The 11,863-nt window shown below is 70.4% G+C and carries 8 protein-coding genes; 5 read left to right on the top strand and 3 right to left on the bottom strand.

All coding sequences use genetic code 11. From position 1 onward, the window contains the following. The first annotated feature begins 36 nt into the window (after positions 1 to 36). The 3 genes from ACVWZ8_RS04760 (at position 37) to ACVWZ8_RS04770 (ending at position 6,861) form a co-directional block, all read left to right on the top strand. Complete coding sequence (locus tag ACVWZ8_RS04760; protein WP_456503958.1) at positions 37 to 678, top strand: DUF4232 domain-containing protein; 642 nt, start codon at positions 37 to 39, stop codon at positions 676 to 678. Between the two features lie 98 nt (positions 679 to 776). Next, positions 777 to 5,939, top strand: a complete 5,163-nt coding sequence (locus tag ACVWZ8_RS04765; RefSeq protein ID WP_456503959.1) for an Lhr family ATP-dependent helicase — start codon at positions 777 to 779, stop codon at positions 5,937 to 5,939. Next, positions 5,932 to 6,861, top strand: coding sequence for an Fpg/Nei family DNA glycosylase (locus ACVWZ8_RS04770; protein WP_456503960.1), 930 nt, complete (start codon positions 5,932 to 5,934; stop codon positions 6,859 to 6,861). Before ACVWZ8_RS04765 ends, ACVWZ8_RS04770 begins: the two co-directional genes overlap by 8 nt. A gap of 98 nt (positions 6,862 to 6,959) precedes the next feature. Here ACVWZ8_RS04770 and yczE read toward each other — a convergent pair whose 3' ends face one another. Further along, positions 6,960 to 7,589 carry a membrane protein YczE gene (gene yczE, locus ACVWZ8_RS04775; protein ID WP_426975950.1) on the bottom strand — a complete coding sequence of 210 codons (630 nt, stop codon included), beginning with the start codon at positions 7,587 to 7,589 and terminating at the stop codon, positions 6,960 to 6,962. A 61-nt stretch (positions 7,590 to 7,650) separates the two neighbouring features. On the opposite strand from yczE, the gene yczR reads away from it, so the two are divergent. Further along, a complete protein-coding gene (gene yczR, locus ACVWZ8_RS04780; RefSeq protein ID WP_456503961.1) occupies positions 7,651 to 9,138 on the top strand; it encodes a MocR-like transcription factor YczR in 1,488 nt (495 codons plus the stop codon). A 102-nt stretch (positions 9,139 to 9,240) separates the two neighbouring features. Here yczR and ACVWZ8_RS04785 read toward each other — a convergent pair whose 3' ends face one another. After that, positions 9,241 to 9,939 carry an SRPBCC family protein gene (locus ACVWZ8_RS04785; protein ID WP_456503962.1) on the bottom strand — a complete coding sequence of 233 codons (699 nt, stop codon included), beginning with the start codon at positions 9,937 to 9,939 and terminating at the stop codon, positions 9,241 to 9,243. Continuing rightward, on the bottom strand, positions 9,932 to 10,612 hold the full coding sequence (locus tag ACVWZ8_RS04790) for a helix-turn-helix domain-containing protein (protein WP_456503963.1): 681 nt from the start codon (positions 10,610 to 10,612) through the stop codon (positions 9,932 to 9,934). The genes ACVWZ8_RS04785 and ACVWZ8_RS04790 overlap by 8 nt, the downstream gene beginning before the upstream one ends. A gap of 231 nt (positions 10,613 to 10,843) precedes the next feature. On the opposite strand from ACVWZ8_RS04790, the gene ACVWZ8_RS04795 reads away from it, so the two are divergent. After that, positions 10,844 to 11,815, top strand: a complete 972-nt coding sequence (locus tag ACVWZ8_RS04795) for an RluA family pseudouridine synthase (protein WP_456505906.1) — start codon at positions 10,844 to 10,846, stop codon at positions 11,813 to 11,815. The last annotated feature ends 48 nt before the right edge of the window (positions 11,816 to 11,863 follow it).

Here is an 11,863-nt window from a genome sequence, read left to right on the forward strand (position 1 = left end):
GTTGACTAAGCCAGCATGGAACGTAAAGGTGGTGCCATGACGGCTCAGCGAACCAAGAACGGACTGGCACTCACGACGGCGGTTGCCGCAGCAGCGCTCCTGCTCAGCGGCTGCGGGGCCAGCAAGCCGCCAGCGCAGGCTGCCAGCGAAACAGTGGCCCCCACGGCCAGCTCGTCGGACAAGGCCGGCAGCGCCGCCGCTGCCGGCACTGACACGGCCCAGCCGACGTCGGCATCCCCCGCGCCCACTCGGTCCGGCGCCGCACTGTGCAAGGCCGCCAGCCTGACGGCCACCACCGATTCCACCGGCGGCGGCGCGGCCGGCAGCGTCTACATGCAGCTGATCCTGACGAACTCCGGAGCCGAACCCTGCCTGCTGACGGGCTTCGCCGGTGTCTCCCTGGCCGCTGACGCCAACGGCGAGCCCATTGGTGCTGCCGCGACCCGTGACGATTCCACCACCGTCATCGAAGTACTGCTCGCGCCGGGCCAGGCGGGAACCGCGACGCTGCGCTATACCCAGGCCGGCAACTACCCGGACTGCACCCGCACCCCGGCGGCCGGCTTCCGGATCTACCCGCCGGAGGACACGGCGTCCCTGTTCCTCGCCCAGCCCATGGACGCCTGCAGCAACCCAGGCATCAATCTGCTGACTATTGGGGCTTTCCAGGCAAAGTAGTATCCGGGCAACCCGGCGGCCGTCCCGCCGCGGTGCCCGGAATCCAGCCCGGAACGTTACCGCCAAATACTGTCGGTGCCGTAGGGCATGATGGAGGAATGAAGGGGCAGGAGCTCGCCGGCGGCACACTCGCGGCCGACGCCATGGACCAGTTCAGCCGGCCGACCCGGGACTGGTTCCTGGGCGCTTTTTCCGCGCCCACACCGGCCCAGAACGGTGCCTGGGGCGCCATCTCCTCCGGCTCGCACGCCCTCGTGGTGGCACCCACGGGCTCCGGCAAGACGCTTGCGGCCTTCCTCTGGGCACTGGACCGGCTGCTCGTCTCCGCCCCCGCCGAGCCCCAACTGTTGCCCGGTCTTGGCGCCGTGAAGGGCACCCGGGCGAAGGCACCGAAGCCGACTACCCGTGTGCTGTACATTTCGCCGCTCAAGGCGCTGGGCGTCGACGTCGAACGGAACCTGCGCGCCCCGCTGATCGGCATCACCCAGACCGCGAAACGGCTGGGACTCCCTGCACCGCTGATCAGCGTGGGAGTCCGTTCCGGGGACACACCGGCGTCGGAGCGCCGCACGCTGCTCAGCCACCCGCCGGACATCCTCATCACCACGCCCGAATCGCTGTTCCTCATGCTCACCTCCAAGGCGCGGGAGACGCTCAGCGAGGTGGACACCATCATCGTGGACGAGGTCCACGCCGTCGCGGGCACCAAACGCGGGGCGCATCTGGCGGTATCACTGGAACGCCTCGACGCCTTGTTGTCCAAACCCGCCCAGCGGATCGGGCTCTCGGCCACCGTGGAGCCCAAGGAGCTCGTCGCACAGTTCCTGGCCGGCGCTGCGCCGGTGCAAATCGTGGCCCCGCCGTCGAAGAAGAACTGGGACCTGACCGTCTCCGTCCCGGTGGAGGACATGTCCGATCTGCAGGGGGCGGCGGGGGCATTCGACTCCGGTCCGGCATCCGGGCTCCAGCCGCAGGCGTCGATCTGGCCGCATGTGGAGGAGAAGATCGTGGACCTGGTGCTGGCCAACCAGTCCACCATCGTGTTCGCCAACTCCCGCCGGCTCGCCGAACGGCTCACCGCCCGGCTCAACGAGATCTACGCCGAACGGCAGCTGATGACCGCCGGCGGCTGGGCCGGGATTGGCGCGGGGGCGCCGGACGTGGAGGCGGCGGACGCCGGGGTTCGGTCCGGCGGACCGTCCGGTAGCGCTGCTGCGCCGCCAACTTCCACTGCGACGCCAGCGCCCACTTCGACTGCGACGCCGGCGCACATGATGGCCCAGGCCGGCAGCACCGCCGGCGCCGATCCGGTGCTGGCCCGCGCCCACCACGGCTCCGTTTCCAAGGACCAGCGCGCCCTGATCGAGGATGATTTGAAGTCCGGGCGGCTGCGCTGCGTCGTGGCCACGTCCTCTCTGGAACTCGGCATCGACATGGGCGCAGTGGACCTCGTGGTCCAGGTGGAGTCCCCGCCCTCGGTGGCCAGCGGGCTGCAGCGGGTGGGCCGGGCCGGCCACCAGGTCGGCGAAATCTCCCAGGGCGTGCTGTTCCCGAAGCACCGTGCGGACCTCGTCCACACCGCCATCACGGTGGAGCGGATGCTCGGCGGCAAGATCGAACGGCTCAGTGTCCCGGCCAACCCGCTGGACATCCTGGCCCAGCAGACCGTCGCCGCGACAGCACTGGGCGCCATTGACGTGGAGGAATGGTTCTCCGCGGTCCGGCGCTCCGCACCCTTCGCCTCGCTCCCCCGCTCCGCCTTCGAGGCCACCCTGGACCTCCTGGCCGGACGCTATCCCTCCGACGAATTCGCGGAGCTGCGGCCCCGGATCATCTGGGACCGCAACGCCGGCACCATCGAGGGCCGGCCCGGCGCCCAGCGGCTGGCCGTCACCTCCGGCGGCACCATCCCGGACCGTGGGCTGTTCGGGGTCTACATCATCGGCACCGAAGTGGAAGGTTCGGGTTCCTCCGGCGGTGCCAGCGCGGACGGCAGGGCCGCGAGCCCGGCCGCGGCCGCTGCCAAGGGCGGGCGCCGGGTCGGTGAACTCGACGAGGAGATGGTCTACGAGTCCCGGGTCGGCGACGTCTTCGCCCTGGGCGCCACCAGCTGGAAGATCGAGGACATCACCCACGACCGGGTCCTGGTGTCCCCCGCGTTCGGCCAGCCCGGAAAACTCCCGTTCTGGAAGGGCGACTCCCTCGGCCGGCCGGTGGACCTGGGCCGCGCGCTCGGCGCGTTCGTGCGCGAACTGTCCGCGTCCGACGTCGGACCGGCCATGGAACGCTGCAAGGCCAGCGGTCTGGACGACTTCGCGGCGAACAACCTGATCCAGTACCTTGCCGAACAGAAACTGGCCACCGAAGTGGTGCCCAGCGACACGACCCTCGTGGTGGAGCGTTTCCTTGACGAGCTCGGCGACTGGCGCGTGGTGCTGCACAGTCCCTTCGGCATGCCGGTCCACGCCCCGTGGGCGCTGGCCGTCGGGCAGCGCCTGCACCAGCGCTACGGGGTGGACGGCTCCGCCATGGCCGCCGACGACGGCATCGTGCTGCGCGTGCCGATGATGGAAGACGAGCCGCCCGGAGCTGAACTGTTTCTCTTCGACTCCGAGGAACTCGAGCAGATTGTGACGGCGGAAGTTGGCGGCAGCGCCCTCTTTGCCTCCCGATTCCGCGAGTGCGCCGCCCGCGCGCTGCTGCTGCCCCGGCAGACACCGGGCAAACGGCAGCCGCTGTGGCAGCAGCGGCAGCGCTCGGCCCAGCTCCTGGATGTCGCCCGGAAGTACCCCACCTTCCCGATCGTGCTCGAAACGGTCCGCGAGTGCCTGCAGGACGTCTACGATCTCCCCGCACTGAAGGACATCGCGGCCTCGGTTGAGCGCCGGGAACTGCGGATCGTGCAGACCACCACCCAGCAGCCTTCGCCGTTCGCCAAGTCCCTGCTGTTCGGCTACGTGGCACAGTTCCTCTACGAGGGGGATTCTCCGCTCGCCGAGCGCCGGGCCGCCGCGCTTGCGCTCGATTCCACCTTGCTCAACGAGCTCCTGGGCCGGGTGGAGCTGCGCGAACTGCTAGACGCCAAGGTCATCGACGCCACCGAACGCGAGCTGCAGCGCCTCGCACCGGACCGGAAGGTGCGCGGCGTGGAAGGGGTCGCGGACCTGCTCCGCCTGCTGGGCCCGCTCACCCCGGAGGAAGTCGCAGCGCGGCTGGAACCGCCGGCGGAGTCCGTCGAACCTGCGCCCGTCGCCCGGCCTGCGGATGCGGCTGAAACTTTCCCGGTGGTTGAGCCTGCCGGGGTGGTTGAGCCTGCCGAGGTGGTTGAGCCTGCCGGGACCAGGGAGGATGCCCCGGAACTGCCGGTCGCCGACGCCGCCGCGCACTTGACCGCGCTCCAGCGCGCCAACCGCGCCATCAAGGTCAACATTGGCGGCGGCGAACGCTTCGCCGCGGTGGAGGACGCCGCCCGGCTGCGCGATGCCCTCGGCGTCCCCCTGCCGATGGGCGTCCCGTTGGCCTTCATCGAACCCGTCGCGGATCCGCTGGGCGACCTCGTCTCCCGCTACGCCCGCACCCACGGGCCGTTCACATCCGCCGAGGCGGCCGCCCGGCTGGGACTCGGCGTCGCCGTCGTCGGCACCGCGCTGAAACGGCTCGCCGCAGACGGCCGCGTGGTGGAGGGCGAGTTCCGCCCCCACGCCACAGCGCCGGAACCGCCCACAGCGACGGAAACGGATGGCGTGGAGTCGGCCCGCGGCGGCGGTGCTGCCGAGGCCCAACAAACCATTCCCCCCATCGCCTCCTCGTTGGCCGGCGTCAGCGAGTGGTGCGACGCCGAGGTCCTGCGCAAGCTCCGCCGCCGGTCCCTCGCCGCGCTCCGGGCCGAGGTCGAGCCGGTGGACGCCGCCGCCTATGGGCGGTTCCTGCCCGCCTGGCAGAACGTCCGCGCGCCCGGCCGGCGCGGCCAGTCTGCACTGCGCGGGCTGGACGGCATCGTCACTGCGGTCGACCAGCTTTCCGGCGTGCCCGTTCCGGCCTCGGCCTGGGAACCGCTGGTTCTGGCGAGCAGGGTGGCCGACTACCAGCCGGCCATGCTGGACGAGCTCATGGCCGCCGGGGAAGTCCTCTGGTCCGGTGCGGGCTCGCTCCCGGGCAATGACGGCTGGGTGAGCCTGCACCTTGCCGATTCAGCCGAACTGACCCTGAATCCGGCCGTGGAGTTCGAGCCGGGCGACGCGCAGCTGCGGTTGCTCGACCATCTACGGAACAACGGCGGCGGGTATTTCTTCCGGCAACTGGCCGAGATAGCCGGCGGCATGGACTCGGTGCTGAGCGACCAGGACGTGGTCTCCGCCCTCTGGGACCTTGCCTGGGCAGGCCGGATCACCGGCGACACCTTTGCCCCCGTCCGCGCCCTGATCGCCGGCGGTCACACCGCCCATCGGCAGGTGTCCCGGGCGCCGCGGGCCCGCGCACCCCGGCTGAGCCGGCTGGGACGTTCCCACGGCACCGGGCTGCTGGGGTCACCCGGGCTGACCGGCGGCCGCTATGGTTCCGTCACCGGCTCCGCACCCACTCCCCCGCTGGCCGCGGGCCGCTGGTCCGCCCTGCCGGCCCCCGAACTGGATCCCACCATCCATGCCCGGGCCACCGCGGAACTGCTGCTGGACCGGTACGGGGTGGTCACCCGCGGCTCGGTCATGGCGGAGAACATCCTGGGCGGCTTCGGACTGATGTACAAGGTGCTCGCCAGGTTGGAGGAAGCCGGCCGGTGCCGTCGGGGCTACTTCATCGAGCATCTTGGCGCGGCGCAGTTCGCCGTACCGGCCACTGTGGACCGGCTGCGTTCCTACGCCGAGGACACCCAGCTGCAAAAACCCGAACCCAGTGCCCTGGCCCTCGCGGCAACGGACCCGGCCAATCCCTACGGCGCAGCCCTGCCCTGGCCCGCCCTCAATGTCGAGGCAGGCACGGGCCACCGGCCGGGGCGGAAGGCGGGAGCCCTCGTGGTGCTGGTCGACGGCGACCTGGTGCTCTACGTGGAACGCGGGGGCAAGACCCTGCTGGTATTCAGCGACGACACCGAGATCCTGGCCGCGGCAGGCGCCGCCCTCGTGCGCTTGGTGACCCGCGGCGCGGTCGACAAGCTCATCATGGAAAAAGTGAACGGCCACGGCATCCTCGACACCCCCGTGGCCGCCGCCCTCGCCCAGGCCGGCGCCTATTCCACCCCGAAGGGACTGAGAATCCGTGCCTGAAGGCGACTCGGTCTTCCGCACTGCCGCGCAGCTCCACGCCGCCCTGGCAGGTCAGCAGCTGATCTCCTCCGACTTCAGGGTGCCCCGCTTCGCCACGCTCAGGCTTGGCGGCTGGACCGTGACCGAGGTGGTGCCCCGCGGCAAGCACCTGCTGATGCGGCTGCAGCGTCCGGCGGATCCGGGTCCGGGTCCGGCGGATCAGTCGGAAGAATCCGGGCCGAAACACGGCAGCCGGGCGGGACTAGCCAGCCGGGCGGAACCGGACCGGCTGACCATCCACTCCCACCTCAAAATGGAGGGGAACTGGCAGGTCTACCCGCCGGGAGGACGCTGGAAGAAACCGGGATTCACCGCCCGCTGCGTGCTGCGCACCGCCGCGGCAGACGCCGTCGGCTTCTCCCTCGGCATCCTCGAAGTGATCCGCACGTCCGAGGAGGAGTCGATCGTCGGGCACCTGGGCCCGGACCTTCTGGGCCCCGACTGGGACCTGGCCGAGGCCGAACGGCGGATCCGCGCCGCCCCCGACGTCCCGATCGGCGTCGCCGTGCTGGACCAGCGGAACCTCGCCGGGATCGGGAACATCTACCGTTGCGAGACCTGCTTCCTCGCCGGCATCAATCCCGCGTCGCCCGTCTCCGCGGTAGCTGATCTGCCTGCCCTGATGACCGGTGCCAAGGTCCTCCTGGAGGCGAATCTGGGCCCCGGCCGCCGGACCACCGTGCTGAACCCCCGCGGTGTTGCCGTGGGCCGGTCTTCGGGGTTGCCTGGCCATTGGGTCTACCGTCGCGAGCACCAGCCGTGCCTGAAATGCGGGACGTCGGTGCGCCGCGGGGTGCTTGGCAAAGCGGCGGGCACCGAAGAGCGGGACATCTACTACTGCCCGAATTGCCAGCCGGTGCCGGAAGAGGGCCGAAGGTCATGACGCGTAATCGTCCCGCTGACCCTCAAAATTCCTGACGACACTCAAATTCCCTCGAGCGTCGGCAGGGAAAATGCACGCCGCCTGCCCTCGCCGCGGCCTCAGGGTGCGGTGACTGCCGTGCCGGCCGCAACCGGGACCTCGGGTACTTCCCGTTCGGGCACCGTGAACCGCGGCAGCAGGAGCTGCACGAGCGGTCCGATCGCCAGGGCATAGAGCACGGTCCCGACGCCGACGGAGCCGCCCAGCAGCCACCCTGCGCCCAGCACCACGACCTCGATGCCGGTCCGCGAGGCCCGCACCGACCAGCCGGTCCGCCGGGCGAGTCCCGTCATGAGACCATCACGGGCACCGGGTCCGAGGCGGGCGCCGATGTAGCAGGCCGAGGCGATGCCGTTGAGCAGGACGGCGCCCGCGAGCATCCCGATCTGCCCGCCGAGGTGCGAGAACGCGGGAATCAGCGCAAGGCCGATGTCGGCGAACACCCCCACCAGCACGGCGTTGCACAGCGTGCCCACGCCCGGCCACTGCCGGAGCGGAATCCAGAGGAGCAACACGAGGAAGCTGACGATCACCACCACGGTGCCGATGCTCAGCCCGGTCTTGAGCGCGATGCCCTGGTGGAAGACGTCCCAGGGGTCCAGTCCAAGTCCGGCCCGGATGAACATTGCGAGCGATACGCCATACATGGCGAGGCCAATAAGGAGCTGGAGGAGCCTTCGGGTCATCATGTCATTCATCCTCCCCGAGAACTGGCCTTGCATTCCATAGCCAGTTTGAAATACTGGCTCTATGTCCGGCGCCCTGAATCCCACCACGCTGGCCCGCCTCCTGGGCGAGTGGAACCCTGGGGCGTCCCCCGCCTACCGCGAACTGGCCGACGTCGTCCGTCTGCTGGTGCTGGACGGCCGCGTCCCGCTCGACGTCGCCCTGCCCAGCGAGCGGTCACTTGCCGCCACGCTCGGCATCAGCCGCACCACGGTGACCGCCTCGTACGCCCTGCTGCGCGACCAGGGCTTCCTGAGCAGCGGCCAGGGCAGCCGGGGCCGGACCTGCATCCCGCACCGCGGCCCGCGCGGAACCGCGCCGGATGGCCGATCCGAACTCAGCGGGGCGCCCGGACTGGCCATTCCGGACGGACTGCTGGACCTTGCCTACGCCTCCCTGCCGGCCAGCGGCGAGGTGGTGCACCGAGCCTTCGCGGCCGCCCTGACGGAATTGCCGGCGTTGTTGCCGGGGTTCGGTTACGACGCACTCGGGATCGGCCCGCTCCGCGAAGCCATCGCCGCCCGGTACACCGCCGCCGGCGTGCCCACCACCGCGCACCAGATCCTCGTGACCTCGGGCGCCCAGCACGCGCTGAACATCATCCTGCGAACCCTCGCCGGCCGTTCCGCCAAGGTGCTCGTGGAACATCCCAGCTACCCGAACGCCCTCGACGCCATCCGCTCGGCCGGCTGCCGCCCGGTTCCGGTGGCCATGCCCCCGGCACGCCAGGCTGGCGGGGCCGGCTGGGACATCGAGGCCATGGAGACCGCCCTGAGGCAGCAGCGGCCCGCGATGGCCTACGTGGTCCCCGACTTCCACAACCCCACCGGCCGGCTGATGCCGGACGCCCAACGCCGGCAACTGGTCCGGGCGGCTGCCGCCTCGGGCACCGTGCTGGTGGTGGACGAGACCATGCGGGAGCTCAACCTCGACTGCGCACCCTCCACGCCGCTGGCCGCGTTCAGCCCGGCCGTGGTCTCCATCGGTTCGCTCAGCAAGTCGCACTGGGCCGGACTGCGGACCGGGTGGATCCGGGCCGGCGAGCCCCTCATCCAGCGCTTCGCCGCCGCCCGAACCACCATGGACCTGGGCGGCCCCATCGTGGAGCAGCTCGCGGGAGCCCATCTGGTCAAGGACCTCACTGAACCGCTGCCCGAACGGCTCGCCTCGCTCCGCACCAACCGGGACACCCTGCTGGCGCTGATCGCCGGGAACCTGCCGACATGGCAAACGGAGCGGCCCGGCGGCGGGCTGTCCGTCTGGTGCCGGCTGCCGGCTCCGCTGAGTACGGCAATGACGGTGATCGCCCCGGACTTCGGCATCCGGCTCGCGGCCGGACCCAGGTTCGGCGTTGGCGGAGCCTTCGAGCACTACCTCCGCGTGCCGTTCACCCTGCCGCCCGCGCAGCTCGAGACCGCGGTACAAGCGCTGCGCTCGGCCCAGGACCGGCTGAAGGCCTCGCCCCGGCTGCGGCGGGACCTGACCAGCCCGCCCGCCGTCGCCATCGCCTGAGCGCGACGACGCCTGGCCGAGATGCCCTGGCGACGCCGGGATCCGGGTATCGCAAGGGCATCCGTGCAGAGCCCAGCGGCCCGCGCGTCGCTGGGCGCCGGCTCAGTCCCGGCCGTAGACCTTGTCCAGGAAGCCGCCCCATACCTTGGCCGTGGCCTCGGAGTCCCCGCTGCCGCTGAAATCGTGCACCGTCATGCCCACCGGGGCCCCGAAGGCGTTCCGGCCGAAGAAGCGGTACAGGGTGTCCGCCGTCCGAAGGCCCAGGAAGTGCTCGTTGGCGAAGTCCACTTCGCCGGTGAGCCGCCCAACGCCGTCGAGCTCCAGCTCCACGGCGTCACCCGGCGCCACGCCAGCCACGCCCATGGCCTTCTTCAGCCGGACGAAACCGTCCGGGGACTGTGACGCCGCCGGCGCCTGGACGTCGGTGAAGACCACGGGCTTGGCGTCGAAGTACTTCAGGTACTGGCCGAGGGTGTGCAGGTAGAACTCGGTGTGCTTGCTGGCGCCGTCGTACTGCTCGTCCCAGTTGTCCGCGAAAATGCCGCTGTGGACGTAATGCAGCCGGGCGCGGCCGCCGTCGAGCGGTTCCAGCACGTGCTCCAGCTGGTTGAACCAGCCGTCGGGGCCGTCCATCCGGGAGACGAGATGCCTGGGGTACTCGTCGACTGTCCTGACGGCCGGCCACTCATCCGTGGGGAACATCCAGGCCGGAGTGTCCTTGGTGACCGCGTTCCACACGCGCTCCGGGGTGCCCGGGAGATCGGTGTCGTAGACGATCTCGAAGTTCCGCTTGTCAGTCATTGTCCTGCTCCTTTGCCTGAGTGATCTTGGGTGATGCTTTGGATGCCGATGCCTTCAATGCCGGGTGAAGCGCGACGACGAGACGGTGCTTTCGCCCGCTGCCCGTCGGCGTGCCGGTGCCGGGAGGGCCGGAGCCGGGCCGGGCGCCGGTGCCGCCGTCGTGGTACTTGTCCACGAGCCGGGTCACGGCCACGCCTAGCTCCTCGGCGAAGGCTGCCCGGTCCGCCGCGGTGCGGAAGGTGATCTCGCCGTCGATGGCGAAGGTGGCGAGTTTCTGCCTCGCCGCCGCAGCGCCGGCGATCAGCTGGCCCATTTCCTGGACCATGCGGCCGGCGAGCGCGAGCAGCCAGAAGGCGGAGAAGCGGTCCGAGAACCGGTGCGGATCCGGCGCCACCGAGGCCAGGGCCGCCGGGGAAATCAGGTAGGAAGCCGCCGCCGCCCGCAGGATGCGCTCCGTGACGTTGCCCTTGCGGCGTTCTTCCACAAGCTCCACGAGCCCGTGCCGTTCCAGCGCCTTGAGGTGATAGTTCACCTTCTGCCGCGGCAGCCCCATTTTCGCGGCGAGCTGGGTGGCGGAGCCGGGCTCGGCGAGCTCCAGCAGGATCCGCGTGCGGATCGGGTCCAGCGAGGCCTCCGCCGCCGCCGGGTCCTCGATCACTTCGATGTCCAACATGCATCCAGTGTGCCCGCCGACAGTTTTATTTGTCAAGAACTTTTTTATTGTCGGGCGGTGGCCGTTGTGCCGAGATCGCCGAACGCTTGCGGGTTCGCCGGAGGCTCGCGGCGAACCCGCACACCTCCGGCGAATTGGCGGCCAGGTCCGCTCCTCGCGGCCGACTGCGCGGCAACCGCGGCCGACTGCGCGGCAACCGCGGCAACCCCGGCAAAGTAGAATGGAGCGGTGATGCAATCCCCCCTTCCCGTGCGCGACGGCGTCAATGCGACCCGTCTCCGCCTCCCGGATGAGGGGCCCTGGGACACCGCGATGGACTACATGATGCACCGCTGGGGCCATATCGACCCCCAGGGCATCGAGGACCGGTTCGACGCCGGGGAGATCGTGGGTGAGGCGGGCATCGCACTGGACCGCGCCGCCCCGCTGCGGAACCACACCTTCATCTGGTACTACCGCACCCTGCCGCCCGAGACCCGGATCCCGGTGGAACTGGACATCCTGCATCAGGACGAGCACCTCCTGGTGGTGGACAAGCCGCACTTCCTGCCCACCACACCCGGCGGCACCTACATCCAGGAGTCCGCCCTCGTCCGGCTCCGCAACCAGCTCGAGCTGCCGGATCTCATCCCCATGCACCGGCTGGACCGCATGACGGCCGGCATCCTGCTGCTCTCCACCAACCCGGAGACGCGGGGCAAATACCAGGTGCTCTTCGAAAAACGCCAGGTCCAGAAGGAATACGAGTGCGTGGCTGCGGCCGAGCCCGCCGCCGGCCACCCCGCCGTCGACTTCCCCGTGGTGGTCCGCAACCGGATGACCAAGTCGCGCAGCTACCTGCTCGCCGAGGTGATCGACGGCGAACCCAACGCGGAGACCCGCATCGAACGGCTCCGGACGTTTGACGCCGGACCCGCACATGCGGCTGACGGCGGGACCGGCGGGACCGACGGCGGGAGCCGCCGCCGCGCGCTGTACCGGCTGGCGCCTCACTCGGGAAAGACCCACCAACTCCGCGTGCATATGGCATCCCTCGGACTGGGCATCGTGAACGACGCGTTCTATCCCGAGCTGCTGGACAAGGCCCCGGACGATTACGCGAAGCCGCTGCAGCTGCTGGCCCGCGGGATCCGCTTCGATGACCCCATCTCCGGCAGGGCAGTGGAATACCGCAGCGGGCTGCAGCTCAGCGAAGCCCGCTGAGCCCGCCGGCCACGGACCATCCCGCAACAGCGATGGCTCGCGGCCCCG

It is taken from the genome of Arthrobacter sp. UYCu723 (assembly GCF_054059215.1).